General features: G+C 72.3%; 10 protein-coding genes and 1 pseudogene. 7 read left to right on the forward strand and 4 right to left on the reverse strand.

The window, feature by feature from the left end; all coding sequences use genetic code 11:
* The first annotated feature begins 24 nt into the window (after window positions 1-24).
* Window positions 25-4,677, forward strand: a complete 4,653-nt coding sequence (locus tag ACZ44S_RS37205; protein ID WP_466937521.1) for a hypothetical protein — start codon at window positions 25-27, stop codon at window positions 4,675-4,677.
* Between the two features lie 27 nt (window positions 4,678-4,704).
* Here the strand turns inward: ACZ44S_RS37205 and ACZ44S_RS37210 are convergent, their stop codons facing one another.
* Window positions 4,705-5,448 (reverse strand): IclR family transcriptional regulator, encoded by a 744-nt coding sequence (locus ACZ44S_RS37210; protein WP_466937553.1) that lies wholly within the window; start codon window positions 5,446-5,448, stop codon window positions 4,705-4,707.
* A 170-nt stretch (window positions 5,449-5,618) separates the two neighbouring features.
* Window positions 5,619-6,245, reverse strand: a complete 627-nt coding sequence (locus ACZ44S_RS37215) for a hypothetical protein (RefSeq protein WP_466937524.1) — start codon at window positions 6,243-6,245, stop codon at window positions 5,619-5,621.
* A gap of 420 nt (window positions 6,246-6,665) precedes the next feature.
* On the opposite strand from ACZ44S_RS37215, the gene ACZ44S_RS37220 reads away from it, so the two are divergent.
* The 5 genes from ACZ44S_RS37220 to ACZ44S_RS37240 are packed head-to-tail and all read left to right on the forward strand — an operon-like array spanning window position 6,666 to window position 14,798.
* Window positions 6,666-9,668 carry a sensor histidine kinase gene (locus ACZ44S_RS37220; RefSeq protein ID WP_466937527.1) on the forward strand — a complete coding sequence of 1,001 codons (3,003 nt, stop codon included), beginning with the start codon at window positions 6,666-6,668 and terminating at the stop codon, window positions 9,666-9,668.
* Window positions 9,665-10,099, forward strand: coding sequence for a roadblock/LC7 domain-containing protein (locus ACZ44S_RS37225; protein WP_189560163.1), 435 nt, complete (start codon window positions 9,665-9,667; stop codon window positions 10,097-10,099). Before ACZ44S_RS37220 ends, ACZ44S_RS37225 begins: the two co-directional genes overlap by 4 nt.
* 9 nt (window positions 10,100-10,108) lie before the next feature.
* Entirely contained in the window at window positions 10,109-10,504 is a 396-nt protein-coding gene (locus ACZ44S_RS37230; RefSeq protein ID WP_466937529.1) for a DUF742 domain-containing protein, read from the forward strand.
* A gap of 24 nt (window positions 10,505-10,528) precedes the next feature.
* The gene (locus tag ACZ44S_RS37235) at window positions 10,529-14,212 is read left to right on the forward strand and encodes a hydantoinase B/oxoprolinase family protein (RefSeq protein WP_466937532.1); all 3,684 of its coding nucleotides are present in this window, start codon (window positions 10,529-10,531) and stop codon (window positions 14,210-14,212) included.
* Entirely contained in the window at window positions 14,193-14,798 is a 606-nt protein-coding gene (locus ACZ44S_RS37240) for a GTP-binding protein (protein WP_466937534.1), read from the forward strand. Before ACZ44S_RS37235 ends, ACZ44S_RS37240 begins: the two co-directional genes overlap by 20 nt.
* An 80-nt stretch (window positions 14,799-14,878) precedes the next feature.
* Here ACZ44S_RS37240 and glpK read toward each other — a convergent pair.
* Both glpK and ACZ44S_RS37250 read right to left on the reverse strand, forming a co-directional pair.
* A pseudogene (gene glpK / locus ACZ44S_RS37245) lies at window positions 14,879-16,388 on the reverse strand (glycerol kinase GlpK).
* Between the two features lie 34 nt (window positions 16,389-16,422).
* Window positions 16,423-17,148 carry an MIP/aquaporin family protein gene (locus ACZ44S_RS37250; protein WP_466937536.1) on the reverse strand — a complete coding sequence of 242 codons (726 nt, stop codon included), beginning with the start codon at window positions 17,146-17,148 and terminating at the stop codon, window positions 16,423-16,425.
* 331 nt (window positions 17,149-17,479) lie between these two features.
* Between ACZ44S_RS37250 and ACZ44S_RS37255 the strand changes: the two genes are divergently transcribed.
* Window positions 17,480-18,289: a M15 family metallopeptidase gene (locus tag ACZ44S_RS37255; protein WP_466937538.1), complete on the forward strand. Its 810-nt coding sequence runs from the start codon at window positions 17,480-17,482 to the stop codon at window positions 18,287-18,289.
* Window positions 18,290-18,310 lie beyond the last annotated feature (21 nt).

The following is an 18,310-nucleotide window of genomic DNA, read 5'->3' on the forward strand; positions in this document are numbered from 1 at the left end:
CACGAAGCCTCACGAGAGTCCGCCATGTACGAGCTGTCCCGGGTCCGCCTCTACTCCATCGGGCCGGCCGGCGCGCGTTACGCCGACACGGTGCTCGACCTGCGCGGTGTCGGCGCCGCCGTGCCGGACCCCGCGCCGACGCAGGCGGAGTTCTTCGAGGAGGAGCCCGTCGGACCGCCGCGCCGCCCCGCCCCAGCAGGGGTGCTCTTCCTGGAGAACGGCGGCGGCAAATCCGTCCTGCTGAAACTGATCTTCTCCGTGATGCTCCCGGGCCACCGCAACACGCTCGGCGGTGCCAGCTCCGGAGTGCTGCGCAAGTTCCTGCTCGCCGACGACTGCGGCCACGTGGCGCTCGAGTGGCAGCACGTGCAGACCGGCGAGTGCGTCGTCGTCGGCAAGGTCAGCGAGTGGCGGGGCCGTCAGGTCTCCAACGACCCGAGGAAGTTCGCCGAGGCCTGGTACTCCCTGCGCCCCGGCCCCGGCCTCAGCCTCGACAGCCTCCCCGTCGCCGAGTCCACGGCCGTGCGCGCGCCCGTCGAGGGCCAGTCGGGCGCCCGGGGACGGCGACGCACCATGAAGGGATTCCGGGACGCCCTCACCGAGGCGGGCAAGAACTACCCGCACCTCGAGGTGCACTGGGAGGAGATCCACGAACGCTGGACCGAACACCTCGGCGACCTGGGCCTCGACCCGGAACTCTTCCGCTACCAGCGGGAGATGAACGCCGACGAGGGCGAGGCCGCCGGCCTCTTCGCGGTCAAGAAGGACTCCGACTTCACCGACCTGCTGCTGCGCGCCGTCACCGACACCCGCGACACCGACGGACTCGCCGACCTCGTCAGCGGCTTCGGCAACAAGCTGGGCCGGCGCGCCGAACTGATCGCCGAACGGGACTTCACCGCCGGGTCGGTCGACCTGCTGGGCCGGATCGTGGAGGCCGCCGAGGCCCGTACCCGCGCGCGGGAGATCCACACCGCCGCCGAGCGCCGCACCCGCACCCTGGCCCGCAGGCTCTCCGCGCGCGGCGCCCGGGAACGCGTCCGCGCCGCCGACCTCGCCGGGCGGGTCACCGCCGCCGCGTACGCCGTCACCCACGCCGAGTCGGCGCGCGATCACAGCGCACTCGTCTCCGCCGAACTCGCCTACCGCCACGCCTCCCTGGCGCTCGCCGCCGCCGAGAAGTCCGCCGCCGCCCAGAAGCGCGAACTCGCCGACGCGCGCACGCTGTACGCCGGCTGGCAGGCCGCCGAAGCCGTGCTGCGCCACCGCGCCGCCGCCGACCGCGTGGCCCGCGTCGCCGCCGCGATCCAGGAGGCCGAGCGGGACGCGGCCCCCGCGCTGGCCGCGCGCGCCAAGGCCGCCGTCGACCTGGTGCGCGCCCTGCACACGGCCGCCCAGAACGCCGAGAACCTCGCCAACGAGGAGGAGGAGCGGTCGGCCGCCCTCCAGGACGTCGGCGACGGCGCCCACCGCGACTCCACCGCCGCCGCCACCGAGGCACAGCGGGCCCGCAGCGAGATCGGCCACCTCCGGCAGCGGCTCGCCGAGGTCGAGCAGGAGACCGCCGAGGCCGTACGCGCCGGCTGGCTCGACGACAGCGCGCCCGACGCCGATCCCGCCCGGGCCGCACTCGCGGCCAGCGACGCCGAGAAGACCGCCGTCGCCGCCTGGGACACCGCCCGCGAGGCCTCCCGCCGCACCAGCGAGCAGGCGCGCGAGGCCGCCGCCGCCGAGAGCCGCGCGGAACTCACCGCGGCCCGCGCGGCCGACGCGGCCACGGCCGCCGAACGCGCCCACGAGGCCGAGCGCCGTACCGCCGAGGCCCTCGCCGCCGAGCGGCGGCTCGCAGAGCTGCTCAGCCTCCCCGGAGCCGCGGCAGGACGAGGGGCCGCCGTGCCGGGCCCGCGCACGGACGGGCAGCGCACCACAGGTGCCTCCGCCGCCGTTCCCGCCCCCGGCGAGGGCCTCCTCACCCCCGAGGAACTCGACCGTTTCGCCGACGAACTGCGCGAACTGCTCGACGACGCCGTCTCCTCCGCCGAACGGCAGCTGTTCGACCTGCGCACCGCCGCCGCGGACGACTCCCGGATCCTCGGCGCCCTCGGCGACGGCGGACTGCTGCCGCCCGGCCCGGACGTGCTGGCGACGGTCGAGTTCCTCGGCGAGCACGGCATCCCCGCCCTTCCCGGCTGGCGCTACCTCGCCCAGGCCGTCGACCCGGCCGACCACGCCCGTGTGCTCGCCGCCCGCCCCGAGCTGGTCGACGGCGTCATCATCACCGACCCCGACTCCCACGTCCGCGCCCGCGAGGCGCTGAGCGACGCGGCGCTGCTGCCCCGGTCCGCCGTCGCCGTCGGCACCGCCGCCGCACTGCTCGCCCCCACTCCGGCGCCGGACACCGACACCGGTGACGTCTTCCTCGTACCGCCGAACCCGGCCATGCACGACGAGCACGCCGCCGACGAGGAACGGCAGGCGCTGCGCGCCCGGGCGACCGAACGGGACGAGACGATCCGCGCCCTCGCCGCCCGGCTCGGCAAGGACCGCGAGCTGGCCGCCCGGCTCGCCTCCTGGCGCACCGGCTGCCCGGCCGGACGCCTCGCGGAGCTGGCTGCGACGGCGCACCACGCGCGGCTCTTCGCCGAGGAGGCCGAGGCCGAACTGGCCGAGGCGCGCACCGCACGCGCCGAGGCCGAAGAGGCCGCCGCCGAGGCCGCCCGGGTCCGTGACGAGCGGCAGGAGGCCGCACAGAAGGCCCGGCGGGCGGCCGACGCGCTGGCGGGTCTCGCCTTCCGGCTGCGGGAACGGGCCGGCTGGCAGGTCAAACTGCGCGAACTGGCCGACGACGCGGCCGAGGCGGAGGCACGCGCCCAGACCTGCCTGCAGCGGGCACGCGCCGCCGACGAGGACCGCCGCGCCGCCCAGCGCGCCGCAGACGACGCCCGGCGCACCGCCCGGGCGCTGCGCGCCGAGCGCTCGGAGATCGCCGGCGCCCCCGACGACGTGCCCGAGGACGGCGGCGGCGCGCCACAGGCGTCCCTGCCGGCCCTGCGCGAGGCGTACCGGGCCGCGTCCCAGGTGTACGAGAAGGTCGGCGTCGGCACCGATCTGCGCGCCGAACAGGCCCGCGCCGAGAGCGACGAGAGCGCCGCCCGCGCGGAGCTGGACCGGCTCAGCAACAAGGTCCGCACCCGCGCCGAGCAACTGCTCCAGTCACCCGACGGCTCCGACGGGCCCAGCCGGCAGGCCGCCGCCGCACGCGCCGAGGAGCTGGTGCAGCTCCTGGAGACCAGGATGTCCGGCGCGAGCGAGCAGCTCGGACGGCTGCGCGGCGAGGCCGAGCGGCTCGCGCCCGAGGACGGCGGGGCGCACACCGGACTCCCCGAGGAGCTGGTCCCCGGCGACGCCGAGCACGCACAGGCGCTGCTGCGTACCGCCACCACGGAACTCGCCTCCCGCAACGAGGCGTTGAGCCAGGCCCGGGAGGCGCACGCCGAGCTGCTCGACGCGCACCGCGGCGCCGAGGACGCCGCGGGCGGTTTCGACGAGATCGCCGCCATGCTCCGCGACCTGCTGCGTGAGCACGCCACCGAGGAGGAGCAGGAGGAGACCGAGCCCTACCCGGGCAGTCCGGAAGAGGCCCGCCAGGCCGCCGCCGAGGCCCGCCGCTCGTTGCGCGGCTGCGCCGCCGATCTGTCCGCCGCCGAGTCCGCCGTGCGCGAGGCGAGCGACGTCCTCGTCCGCCATGCCAACTCCACGCGCTACGAGCAGGTCCGCACCCCTGCCCGCCAGCAGATCCGTGAACTGCCCGCCTCCGCGCTGCCCGAGCACGCCCAGAAGTGGGCGGACGCCTTCGCGCCCCGGCTCCGGGTCCTCACCGACGAGCTGGAACAGCTCGAACGCAACCGCGACTCGATCGTCGACCGGCTGCGGGGCCTGGTCGAGTCCGCCCTCGCCACCCTGCGCTCGGCGCAGCGGCTGTCCCGGCTGCCGGAAGGCCTCGGCGAGTGGTCCGGGCAGGAGTTCCTGCGGATCCGTTTCGAGGAACCCGACCAGGCCACCCTCACCGAGCGTCTCGGTGACGTCATCGACGAGGCCACCCGGGCGGCCGTCAGGAAGAACTCCGATCTGCGGCGCGACGGCATGTCGCTGCTCCTGCGCGGGGTCGCCGCGGCCCTTCAGCCGAAGGGTGTCGCCGTCGAGATCCTCAAGCCCGACGCGGTACTGCGTGCCGAGCGGGTGCCCGTCGGCCAGATGGGCGACGTGTTCTCCGGAGGCCAGCTGCTCACCGCCGCCATCGCCCTGTACTGCACGATGGCCGCACTGCGCTCCAACGACCGGGGCCGGGACAAGCACCGGCACGCCGGCACGCTGTTCCTGGACAACCCCATCGGCCGCGCCAACGCCACCTACCTGCTGGAACTCCAGCGGGCCGTGGCGGACGCGCTCGGCGTCCAGCTGCTGTACACCACCGGTCTCTTCGACACGACGGCGCTCGCCGAGTTCCCGCTGGTGATCCGGCTGCGCAACGACGCCGACCTGCGGGCGGGCCTGAAGTACATCAGCGTGGAGGAGCATCTGAGGCCGGGGCTTCCCCAGCAGGACCCGGCCGAGGAGGCGCACAGTGAGATCACCGCGACCCGGATGTTCAAGCGGCCCGCCGCGGCGAGCGGCTGATCGGACGTCAGCCGGGGCAGGGGCGGCTCAGAAGCCGTAGCCCATACGGCGGGACAGGTCGGCCGCCGCCTTCGCCGTCCGGCTGCCCAGCCGGGGCAGCCGGTCCGCGGTCAGCCGGTAGACCGGACCCGAGACGCTGATCGCCGCGATGACCGTGCCGTCGTGCGAGCGGACGGGCGCCGCGACAGCCGCCAGCCCCAGTTCCAGCTCCTCCAGCGTCGTCGCGTAGCCCTGCTCGAGCACCTGCTCCAGCTCCCCGCGCAGCACCGCCGACTCGGTGACCGTGTGCTCCGTGAACCGGTGGAGCGGGCGGGACAGGCGGTCCTCGCGCACGGCGGGCGGCATATGGGCCAGAAACACCTTGCCGCTGGCGGTCGCGTGCAGCGGGGTGCGCCTGCCGAGCCAGTTCTGCGCCGTGACCGACGCCGTGCCGCGAGCCTGCATGATGTTGACGGCCGCGTCCTCGTCCGGCACGGCCGTGTTCACCGTCTCGCCCAGCTCGTCCGCCAGCTCCCGGCACACCGGGACACCCTCCTGCGAGATGTCGAGCCGCAGGGCGGCCGCGCCGGCGAGGCGCAGCACTCCCGCCCCCAGGCGGTACTTGCCGTGGTGCTCGGCCTGGGCCACCAGCCCCCGGTTCTCCAGCACACCGAGCAGCCGGAACGCCGTGGACTTGTGCACCCCGAGTTCGTCGGCGATCTCCGTGACACCCGCCTCACCCCGCCGGGCGAGGATCTCCAGCACGCTCACGGCGCGGTCCACCGACTGCACGGCGCTCGTCGCGCTCCTGCCGTTCCTCCCGGACTGGTTCTGCGCGCGGGTCACGGTTCGGCTCTCACCCTCTGTCGGAGCGGTTGCGCAGGCCACTCACCGGTGCGCCGTACGAAACCTCAGGGTACCGAGAGCCGGCGTTCCGGCGATATCGGTGAGGCCGGTCGGTGTCAGGAGTGGGAGAGCTGGCCCGCCCCACCGCGCCTGCCTATGCGTGCCTGCTCGCGCTGGGCGGAGCGCTGCTGACGGCGGGCGCGACGCCGCTCGCGACGCAGGGCGCGCGCAGTGCTGCTCGGCATGGAGACCACACCATGGCGCTGGTTCCAGACCTGCCGGGTCACCCATACGTCCAGCGCCGCCCAGGTGGCCAGGATCGTACTGACGACGCTGCTGATGACCATGGGAAATGCCAGCCAGGACCCGGCCAGTGTGCACAGGAAGGCCACCATGGCCTGAATCAGTGTCACCGCGACCACGATCACCGCGCGCACGGCCGCCGTGCGCACCGGATCCGGCAGTCGGCGCCGTCGTGCCGGCTCCTCGACCCACAGCGGCCGGTGGCGCACCCGTTCGCGGGCATCGCCTGACCCCTCGGTGTTCCGCGGGACCTGCCGCTGTGCGGTGCCGGGCGGGACCTCGCGCGCCGGGCGCTGCCCGGTCGTCGAGGTGCCGTGCCCCCCGGCTGCCCCGCGCTCGGCTGCGGGTGTACCGCGACCGGGTGCCCCGACGTCCGGCCGCGCCGTCATCTGCGCCGCCGCATCGTCCTCGGGCGCCTCGCGCCGCTCCGCCGTGCCCATCAACGTGTCACTCCCCACCGCCAGCAGACCGCTTGCCCGTGTCCGAAGACCCGACTCTTCAGTGGCTGCCCGGCTTGCGCTGTTCTACGCCGCCCAGGTGCGGGACACGGCTCCTGTGGCCGATTCCGCCCCCATTTCCCACAGAGAAGGACGAACGGCACGTCGTGAAGATTCCCGATGGGGAAAGAAATCGGCCAACTGCCCCAGCTTGTGCGGGAGATCGGCCCAGGGAGCGCACCCCGGATTCCGGGAGGCAATCTCCCGCAATGGCCGGACAACTCACCATCTCCCGCCACCGGCGCGGAACTACAGCTTCCGGACGGGTCTTCGAGTTGACCCCGGCGCGGTAGTAGGCTCGCGCCGTTTGTTGACGCACATGTGTACCCCCCGGGTCTCTCGGGGGCCGAGCTGGGGGAGGCCATGCGCTTTCGCGGGAAGTCCATCCGCCGGAAGATCGTGGCGCTGCTTCTCGTGCCGCTGGTGTCCCTGACGACGATCTGGGCCTTCACCACGGTGATCACGGGCCGCGAGGCAAGCCACCTCTTCGACGTGTCGTCCGTGATGGAGGAGGTCGGCTACCCCGTCGAGGACACCGTGCGCGTCCTCCAGCAGGAGCGCAGACAGACCCTCGTCTATCTCGCCGACCCCCGCGCCTCCGACGGACTCGCCGCACTCCGGCGCAGCCGCGCCGCCACCGACAAGGCCGTCGAGGGCGTCCGCGCAAGCGCGGCCGACGCCGAGGTGCGCGAGGCCATGCACGGCGGCTCCGACGAGCTCAGCGCGGTGCTGGAATCGTTCAACGGCATCGAGTCCCTCAGGCGCAGCGTCGAGGACGGCACCGTCAACCGCTCCCAGGCCCTCGACCTCTACAACCGGCTGGTCGACCCGTGCTATGTGCTGCTGGCCAATCTTCACGTGGTCGACGACGTCGAGCTCGACAAGCAGTACCGCGCCCTCGTCAGTCTCGCCCGCGCCCGCGAACTGCTCTCCCGCGAGGACGCCCTGCTCGGCTCCGCCCTGATCGTCGGCAAACTGTCCCGTTCCGAAGCGCGGGACATCTCCGACCTCATGGCCCAGCGCACGCTGCTGTACGACGCCGGACTGCCGCAGCTGCCCGCGGCCGAGCGCGACCGCTACGAGACCTTCTGGAAGAACGCCGCGTCCGCCCCGCTGCGCGTGGGTGAGGAGGCCGCCGTCTCCTCCGGCACCGGGCCGCCCCGCGGGATCACCGCCAAGAGCTGGGACACCGCCGCCGGCAATGTGCTCGCCGAACTCGGCACGCTCAACGACCAGGCCACCGACCGCTACCAGGACCGCGTCCGCCCCGTCGCCATGGGCGTCATCGCCCAGGCCGTCATCGCCGGTGTCCTCGGACTGATCGCCCTTCTGGTCTCCCTCTTCCTCTCCGTACGCGTCGGCCGCGGACTCATCCGTGACCTCCGGCAGCTGCGCCTGGAGGCCCACGAGGCGTCCGGCGTACGGCTGCCCAGCGTGATGCGCCGCCTCTCGGCCGGTGAACAGGTCGACATCGAGACCGAGGTCCCGCGCCTGGAGTACGACAAGAACGAGATGGGCGAGGTCGGCCAGGCCCTCAACACGCTCCAGCGCGCCGCCGTGGAGGCCGCCGTCAAGCAGGCGGAGCTGCGCGCAGGCGTCTCCGAGGTGTTCGTCAACCTCGCCCGCCGCAGCCAGGTCCTGCTGCACAAGCAGCTCACCCTGCTGGACACCATGGAACGCAGGACCGAGGACACCGAGGAACTCGCCGACCTGTTCCGCCTCGACCACCTCACCACCCGCATGCGCCGGCACGCCGAGGGTCTGGTGATCCTCTCCGGCGCCGCACCCTCCCGGCAGTGGCGCAAACCCGTCCAGCTCATGGACGTCGTACGTGCCGCCGTCGCCGAGGTCGAGGACTACGAACGCATAGAGGTGCGCCGGCTGCCGAGGGTCGCCGTCACCGGACCGGCCGTCGCCGACCTCACCCATCTCGTCGCCGAACTGCTCGAGAACGCAACGGTGTTCTCCCCGCCGCACACCGCCGTCCAGGTCCTCGGCGACCGGGTGGGCAACGGCTTCACCCTGGAGATCCACGACCGCGGTCTCGGCATGGCGGCCGATGCGCTCCTGGACGCCAACCTCCGACTGGCCGAGACGCCGGAGTTCGAGCTCTCCGACACCGACCGGCTCGGCCTGTTCGTGGTCAGCCGTCTCGCACAGCGCCAGAACGTCCGGGTCTCCCTGCAGCCCTCCCCGTACGGAGGTACCACGGCGGTCGTCTTCATCCCCGACGCCCTGCTGACGGACGACATCCCGGACACCAACGGCGTCGGTTTCCGTCTCGACCGCCCCCAGCGCGCCCAGGACCGGGAGCCGGAGGAGAGCCGCCGCGCCGCGCTCTCCCAGGTGCCCGTGCAGCTGCCCCGGCTGCCCGCCTCGCTGTTGGACGGGCCGGTGGAACTGGAGGCCCCCGTCGACCTGGACGTCCTGGAGGAGGGTTTCCCCGGCGTCCTGGGCGACGCGGACAGCGAGCACGGCGGTCTCTTCCGCCCCCGCCGCTCCGTCGGCGGCACCGCCGACGAGCGGCCGGGCCGCGGCCATGAGCCCGAGCCGCAGGGGCCCGACACCCCGAAGGTGCCCGAAGCGGGCGACCGGACGGACGCCCCGGTACCGCTCACCCGCAGGGCGGCCCCCAAGCTGGTCAGCTCCCACGGCCGTCCGGTCCGCGACCGGCGTGCCCGCGGAGAGCGTGCGGAGGAGGAGACCACCGGCCCGTCCGCCCGCACCGAGCTCGAGGCAGCGCCGCCTGCGCTGCCCGCCCGGCGCCGCGGTGAGGAAGCCACAGCACGCCGGGGAACCGGCCGCCCGGGCTCGGACGCCCTCGCCCCCCTGCCCGCCCGGCGCCGCACCGACCGGCTCTCCTCCGACCGCGAGCGCGAAGAACCCGACGCGGAGACACCGCCGCCGCTGCCCGCCCGCCGACGCTCCGCCGAGGCCTCCCGGCCCGGCATCGGCGACGCGGGACGCCGCGGCGCCACTCCGGCGGCCGCCGGCACGTCGCGCGAGGCCCGGCCGGAACCGCCGGCCGGCCTTCCCCGGCGCACCCGCAGCCCCGGGGTCAGCGCGGGCGGACCCGACGACGCGCCGCCGGCCCCCGGCGCACCGGACGCCGGCCCCCCGCCGCCCGGCGGTGGATCGCTGCCCCGGCGGGTACGGCAGGCCAGCCTGGCCCCCCAGCTCAAGCGCAGTGCCGAGCCTCGGAACGAGGACAGGGCCCTGCCCGTTGAACGGGACGCGGACGAAGTACGCAGCCGTATGGCCTCGCTCCAGCGCGGCTGGCAGCGCGGCCGCGAGGAGAACGCCGCGGGCGACGAGGCCGACAGCGGCACAGCAACACGACGAACGACAAAGGGGGACGGTCGATGACCGCACCGAGGGCCACCGGCCACACCGAGACCGACAAGGGGGAGCTGAACTGGCTCCTCGACGACCTGGTGGACCGTGTCGCCAGCATCCGCAAGGCGATCGTGCTCTCCGGCGACGGCCTGCCCACCGGGGCCTCGAAGGACCTGACCCGGGAGGACAGCGAGCATCTGGCCGCCGTCGCCTCCGGCTTCCACAGCCTCGCCAAGGGCGTGGGCCGCCACTTCGAGGCCGGTGACGTCCGCCAGACGGTCGTCGAACTCGACGAGGCGTTCCTGTTCGTCACAGCCGCCGGTGACGGCAGCTGTCTCGCCGTCCTCGCGGACGCCGACTCCGACGTGGGACAGGTCGCCTACGAGATGACGCTCCTCGTGAAGCGGGTCGGCGTACATCTGGGTGCCGCTCCGCGCACCGATCTGCCCTCGGGCGGGTAGTGGGATGTCATGAGCGCTGACGGTCAGGGTAGTAGCCACTGGTTCGACGACGAGGCCGGACCGGTCGTCCGTCCGTACGCGATGACGCGGGGCCGCACCACCAGTGCGGCCCAGCACCGCCTCGACCTGATCGCGGTGGTCGTCACCGAGCCGCACGCGGACGATCCGGAGGACGATCCGACCCTCTCCCCGGAGCACGTGGACATCGTGGGACTGTGCCGCGACAGCTCGCAGACCGTCGCCGAACTCGCCGCCGAGCTCGATCTGCCGATCGGAGTGGTCCGGGTCCTCGTCGGAGATCTCGTGGACTCCGAATTGGTCCATGTGAACCGGCCCGTACCCCCGGCGGAACTGCCGGACGAGAGTATTCTGCGCGACGTGATCAACGGCCTCCGGGCGCTGTGACCGGCGCGGAAGCGGGGTACTGACGTGACAGGCTGGCAGTTCTGGGTCGACCGAGGCGGCACCTTCACCGACATCGTCGCGCGGCGCCCCGACGGCCGGCTGCTCACCCACAAGGTGCTGTCCGACCGCCCGGCTCCGGATTCGGCGCCCGGCACCGGCGGCCGAGCGACGGCCGGTACCGACGCGGCGGTCGTGGGCGTTCGCGCGTTGCTGGCCGGGTCCGGCGACCCCGTCGACGCCGTGCGCATGGGGACCACGGTCGCCACCAACGCCCTTCTCGAACGCAAGGGCGAACGAACGCTGCTCGTCATCACCCGCGGCTTCCGCGACGCCCTGCGCATCGCCTATCAGAACCGCCCCAGCATCTTCGCCCGCCGCATCGACCTGCCCGAGCTGCTGTACGAACGGGTCGTCGAGGTGGACGAACGCATCGCCGCCGACGGCACCGTCCTGCGCGAACCGGACCTGGACGCCCTCAGCGGTCCGCTGCGCCAGGCCTACGACGACGGGATCCGGGCCGTCGCCGTGGTCTGCATGCACAGCCACCTCCACCCCGCCCACGAACAGGGCATCGGGGAGCTCGCCGGCCGCATCGGTTTCCCGCAGATCTCGCTGTCCAGCGAGGTCAGCCCCCTGATGAAGCTCGTCCCGCGCGGGGACACCGCCGTCGTCGACGCCTACCTCTCGCCCGTGCTGCGCCGCTACGTCCGCCACGTCGCCGACGAACTCGAGGGCGTACGGCTGATGTTCATGCAGTCCAACGGCGGGCTCACCGAGGCCGGCCAGTTCCGCGGCAAGGACGCCGTCCTCTCCGGGCCGGCCGGCGGCATCGTCGGCATGGCGCGCATGTCCCAGCTCGCCGGCCACGACCGCGTCATCGGCTTCGACATGGGCGGTACCTCCACCGACGTCTCGCACTTCGCGGGCGAGTACGAACGCGTCTTCACCACACAGATCGCCGGAGTCAGGCTCCGCGCTCCCATGCTGGACATCCACACCGTCGCCGCCGGCGGCGGCTCCGTCCTCCACTTCGACGGCTCCCGCTACCGCGTGGGCCCGGACTCGGCGGGCGCGGACCCGGGCCCCGTCTGCTACCGGCGCGGCGGCCCGCTGGCCGTCACCGACGCCAACGTCATGCTCGGCCGTATCCAGCCCGCCCACTTCCCCGCGGTCTTCGGCCCGGACGGCGACCAGCCCCTCGACGACACGCTCGTCCGCGACCGCTTCACCGCCCTCGCCCACGAGATCCGAGAACGGACCGGCGACGACCGCACCCCTGAACAGGTCGCGGAGGGTTACCTTCAGATCGCCGTCGCCAACATCGCCGGCGCGGTGAAGCGGATCTCCGTCCAGAAGGGCCACGACGTCACCCGGTACGCCCTCACCACCTTCGGCGGGGCGGGCGGACAGCACGCGTGCATGGTCGCCGACTCCCTCGGCATCCGCACCGTTCTGGTCCCGCCCATGGCGGGAGTGCTGTCGGCACTCGGCATCGGCCTCGCCGACACCACGGCCATGCGGGAGCAGTCCGTCGAGGCACCCCTGGAGCCCGGCGCGATGCCCGCCGTCCACAAGACCGCAGACGACCTGGAGAGCGCGGCCCGCGCCGAACTCATCGCCGAGGACGTCCCCGAGGAGCGGATCGAGGTCACCCGCCGCGCCCAGCTCCGCTACGACGGCACGGACACCACCCTCACCGTCGAACTGACCGAGCCGGACGCGATGCGGCGCGCCTTCGAGGAACGTCATCGCGCCACGTACTCCTTCACGCTCGACCGCCCGATCGTCGTCGAAGCCCTCTCCGTCGAAGCCACCGGCATCACGCAACCCCCCGATCTGTCCGCCCTCGCTCCCTACGAGGGCACCCCCGAACACGGCGCCGTGGCCCCGCGGACCGTCCGCCTCCACACCGGCGGCACCTGGCGCGACGTACCCCTCCACCGCCGCGAGGACCTTCCCCCCGGCGAGACCGTCACCGGTCCGGCGATCATCACCGAATCCGGTGCGACGACCGTCGTCGACGACGGATGGCGGGCCGCCGCGACCGACCACGGGCATCTGGTCATGGAACGCGCCGCGGTCACGCAGAGTTCCGACATCGACACGGCAGCCGATCCCGTGCTGCTCGAGGTCTTCAACAACCTCTTCATGTCCATCGCCGAACAGATGGGTGCCCGACTGGAGTCCACCGCTCAGTCCGTCAACATCAAGGAGCGTCTGGACTTCTCCTGCGCCCTCTTCGACCCCGACGGAAACCTGGTGGCCAACGCCCCGCACATCCCCGTCCACCTGGGCTCGATGGGCACCAGCGTCAAGGAGGTCATCAGACGCCGCGGTTCCGGCATGCGCCCCGGGGACACCTATGCCGTCAACGATCCGTACCACGGCGGCACCCATCTGCCCGACGTCACCGTGATCACCCCGGTCTTCGGCACGGAGCCTTCGGCCGACACGCAGAGTGACCGGGAGATCCTCTTCTACGTCGCCTCACGCGGCCACCACGCCGAGATCGGCGGCATCGCCCCGGGCTCCATGCCGGCCGACAGCCGCACCATCGACGAGGAGGGCGTCCTCTTCGACAACTGGCTGCTGTCCGAGAACGGCCGCTTCCGGGAGGAGGAGACCCTCCGCCTCCTCACCGAGGCACCCCACCCCTCCCGCAACCCGACGACCAACCTCGCCGACCTGCGCGCCCAGATCGCCGCCAACCACAAGGGCGTCGACGAGGTCGGCCGCATGATCGAGAACTTCGGCCTCGACGTCGTCCAGGCCTACATGAAGCACGTCCAGGACAATGCCGAGGAAGCGGTACGCCGCGTCATCGACGCCCTCGACGACGGTGACTGCGCCTACGAGACCGACTCGGGCGCCGTCATCCGGGTGAGTGTCCGGGTGGACCGTGAGAACCGGTCCGCGACCATCGACTTCACCGGGACGTCGGCGCAGCTGGCCACCAACTTCAACGCCCCCTTCTCGGTCGTCAACGCGGCCGTCCTGTACGTCTTCCGCACCCTGGTCGCCGCCGACATCCCGCTGAACGACGGCTGCCTGCGCCCGCTGGACATCGTCGTCCCGCCCGGCTCCATGCTCGCGCCCGAGCCGCCTGCCGCCGTCGTCGCGGGCAACGTGGAGACCTCCCAGGCCATCACGGGCGCGCTCTATGCCGCCCTGGGCGTCCAGGCGGAGGGCTCCGGCACCATGAACAACGTCACCTTCGGCAACGCGCGCCACCAGTACTACGAGACGGTCGCGTCCGGATCCGGTGCCGGGGACGGCTTCCCCGGCGCGTCCGTCGTCCAGACCCACATGACCAACTCCCGGCTCACCGACCCCGAGATCCTGGAGTGGCGGCTGCCCGTCAGGCTCGAGGAGTTCGCGGTGCGCCACGGCAGCGGCGGCGCCGGCCGGTGGCGCGGCGGGGACGGGGCCGTGCGCCGGATCCACTTCCTGGAGCCGATGACCGTCTCCACGCTGTCCCAGCACCGCAGGGTGCCCCCGTACGGCATGGCGGGAGGCGCGCCAGGAGCACCGGGCGCCAACCGGGTCGAGCGGGCGGACGGCACGGTCACCCCGCTCGCCGGCAGCGACTCGGCGGACGTCGGCCCCGGCGACGTACTCGTCATCGAAACCCCCGGCGGCGGGGGATACGGCCCGCCGTCCGAACCCCATCAAGCAGGAGAAGAGATCGATGATCTTCGGGCGTTCTGAGCGCGGCAAGCCCCCGGTCGAGCCCGTCACGCTCAAGATCCTGGTGGCCGGCGGCTTCGGCGTGGGCAAGACCACGCTTGTCGGCGCGGTCAGCGAGATCAGGCCGCTGCGCACCGAGGAGCTCCTCACCGAGGCCGGCCGCCCGGTCGACGACACCAGCGGTGTGGAGGCCAAGAACACCACCACCGTGGCCATGGACTTCGGCCGCATCACGCTCCGCGAGGACCTGGTGCTGTATCTCTTCGGGACACCCGGACAGGAGCGGTTCTGGTTCATGTGGGACGAGCTGTCCGAAGGCGCCCTCGGAGCCGTGGTCCTCGCCGACACCCGGCGGCTGGAGGACTGCTTCGCGGCCGTCGACTACTTCGAGCGGCGCTCCATACCGTTCCTGGTCGGCGTCAACTGCTTCGACGAGGCGGCCCGTTACCCGGCCGAGGACGTCCGCCGGGCCCTCGACCTCGACGACCACGTACCACTGGTGATGTGCGACGCGCGGGACCGCGAGTCGGTCAAGGAGGTGCTCATCGGCGTCGTCCAGCACGCCATGGCGCAGGCCTCGCAGCGACGGGCGGCCGTCACCACCTGACGCGGCCGCGGAGATGCGGCCCGTGCTCCCGCCGACCGGAGCACGGGCCGCCGCGCGGAGGACGGGGCGACCGCGCGTGGTCAGTCGTCGCCCTCCTCCATCCAGCCGAAGCTCTTCTCCACCGCCTTGCGCCAGTTGTGGTACTCGCGGTCGCGCACCGACGCCTCCATGGCGGGCGTCCATGCGGCGTCCTTCTGCCAATGCGACTTCAGCTCGTCCAGGCCGTGCCACACGCCCGTGGCGAGCCCTGCCGCGTAGGCGGCTCCCAGACAGGTCGTCTCCGACACGCGGGGCCGGATCAGGAACCCCGAGGACATCCGCCTGGTGCTGCATGAGCAGGTTGTTCTTCGTCATGCCGCCGTCGACCTTCAGGGTGGTGATCTGCACCCCCGAGTCCTGGTACATGGCGTCCACGACCTCGCGGGTCTGCCAGCTCGTCGCCTCCAGCACAGCACGCGCGAGGTGCCCCTTCGTCACGTACCGGGTGAGCCCTGTGACCACACCGCGCGCGTCGGAACGCCAGTACGGGGCGAAGAGGCCGGAGAACGCGGGCACGATGTAGGCCCCGCCGTTGTCGTCCACGCTCCTCGCGAGCGGTTCGATTTCGTCGGCGGTGCGGATGATGCCGAGCTGGTCACGGAACCACTGCACCAGCGCGCCCGTGATGGCGATCGAACCCTCCAGGCAGTAGACGGGTGCCTCGTCACCGATCTTGTACCCCATCGTCGTGAGGAGCCCGCTCTTCGACGGCACCGGCCGGTTCCCGGTGTTGAGAAGCAGGAAGCTGCCTGTGCCGTACGTGTTCTTCGCCGTGCCCACGTCGTAGCAGGCCTGTCCGAAGACGGCCGCCTGCTGGTCACCCAGCGCCGAGGCGACGGGGACGCCGGAGAGCTGGCCCACCGCGGTGCCGTACACCTCGGAGGAGGACCTGATCTCCGGGAGCACCGCCTCGGGCACGTTCATCGCGGACAGGATGGACGCGTCCCACTGGAGCGTCTCCAGGTTCATCAGCATGGTCCGACCGGCGTTGGTCACATCGGTGACGTGCCGGCCGCCGTCCGTGCCGCCCGTGAGGTTCCAGATCAGCCAGGAGTCGATGGTGCCGAACGCGATCTCGCCGTTCTCCGCGCGCGCCCTGAGACCGGGCACGTTGTCCAGCAGCCAGGCGGCCTTCGGCCCGGAGAAGTAGCTGGCCAGCGGCAGCCCGGTCTGCTCGCGGAAACGGTCCTGCCCGTCCGATCCGCCCAACTGGCTGCAGAGTGCGGCGGTCCGGGTGTCCTGCCACACGATGGCGTTGTGGACGGGCTTGCCCGTGGCCCGGTCCCACAGGACGGTCGTCTCCCGCTGGTTGGTGATGCCCAGCGCGCTCAGCTGGTCCGCACGCAGGCCGGCCTTGGCAATCGCCCCCGCGACCACGGCCTGCACCTTGGACCAGATCTCGGTGGCGTCGTGCTCGACCCAGCCCGGCTTCGGGAAGATCTGGCGGTGCTCGCGCTGGTCGACGGCGACGATGGCGCCGTGCTGGTTGAAGACGATGCAGCGACTGGAGGTGGTGCCCTGATCGATCGCGGCGACGAACTTGTCCGTCATGACGTCCCCTTCGTCGGTTCGTGCGGAGGTTCGTTCAGAAGGCTGCGTTGAAGACGAGCCCGGCCAGCGCCGCGCCGATGAGCGGTCCCACCACGGGAACCCACGCGTACCCCCAGTCGGAGGTGCCCTTGTTGGGGATCGGAAGCAGCGCGTGGACGATGCGCGGTCCGAGGTCACGGGCCGGGTTGATGGCATATCCGGTCGGACCGCCGAGCGAGAGGCCGATGCCGACCACCAGGAACGAGACGATGAGGATCGCGGTGCCCGACTCGCCGAGTCCCTTGGTCAGGCCGAACGCGAGGATCGGCAGCACCAGCGCCATGGTCGCGATGATCTCGGTGATGAGGTTCGCGACGGGGTTGCGGATCGTCGGCGATGTCGAGAAGACGCCGAGCGTCGGCTGGGCGATGTCCTCCTCGGAGTTGGCCTGGAACTGCGCGTAGTAGACCAGCCAGCACAGCACGGCGCCGAGCATGGCGCCGACCATCTCCCCGGCGATGTAGACGGGTACCTTGTCCCATTCCCCCGTGTCGATGGCGATCCCGAGGGTGACCGCCGGGTTGAGGTGCCCGCCGGACAGCGGGGCGGCGGTGTACGCCCCGGCCATCACGCCGAAACCCCAGCCCAGCGCGATGACGACCCAGCCGGCGTCCTTCGCCTTCGAGTAGTTCAGCACGACGGCCGCGACCACCCCGGCGCCGAACAGGATGAGGATCGCTGTGCCGATGACTTCCCCGACGAATATGTCTCCGTTGCTCATGGCGGCTCCTAGGCCCTGGCCCAGGACGATCCGCCCCGGACCTCACGTGCAGGGTGCGTTTCCCATGGCGACTTCAGCCGAAGGCAGGGGAAACCGCGCCCCGCCCGGCGTCCGTGACGAGCGTGCCGTCGCAGTCGAATCGCCCGTGGGGAGTGGGCCTTGTGGCAGGAGGACCCCAGAAGTGGCGTGCCGGAAAGCACCGAGATGTACGGCGATGTCGACTGACACCGGAAGTGTTCACCGGCACTCTGGGGGCGTCAAGGTCGCCGACCGGAACGGTTTTCGGCCACCTGCTTCCCGAGCGAGCCGACTCCTGATAGATGCAGGGGACATGACACGACTCTCCACCGTGGTACGCGGTCTGGCCACCGCCATCGCCGCCCTGCTCACCGCGACCGCCACCGCCGCGCCCGCCCGGGCGGAACCCGAACCCCGGGCACCGCGGGACTTCGTGGCGCTGAACAGCGTGGACCCGACGATCATGCAGGAGATCCGCTACGTCACCCCGCACAACTTCGTCGGCGAGCCCGTCGACGGCTACCGCCAGCCCCTGTGCATCCTCACGCGGCCCGCCGCCCAAGCCCTCCACACGGCCCAGCGCAAGCTCCTGCGCCGCGGCTACTCCCTCAAGGTGTACGACTGTTACCGGCCGCAACGCGCGGTGGACCACTTCGTCCGCTGGGCCAAGGACCTCGACGACCAGAGGATGAAGGCCGAGTTCTACCCGAACGTCGACAAGACCAGGCTGTTCGCCGACGGTTACATCGCGGAGAAGTCCGGCCACAGCCGCGGCTCGACGGTGGACCTCACCCTCGTGAAGCTCCCCGCCCGGCCCACCCGGCCCTACCACCCCGGGCAACCCCTCATCCCCTGCTTCGCACCCCAGGACCAGAGGTTCCCCGACAGCTCCGTGGACATGGGCACCGGCTACGACTGCTTCGACACCCTCAGCCACACCCTCGCCCCGCGCATCCGGGGCGAACAGCGCGCCAACCGGCTGTTGCTGAAGAGCACCCTGGAGGAGCTCGGATTCGTGAACCTCCCCGAGGAGTGGTGGCACTACACCTTCACGCCGGAAACCCACCCGGACACCTACTTCGACTTCCCGGTGTCCCGCAGGTCCCTCCACGGCCGCCACTGACCGACCCCCCGGAGACGCCCC

It is taken from the genome of Streptomyces malachitofuscus (genome assembly GCF_055571035.1).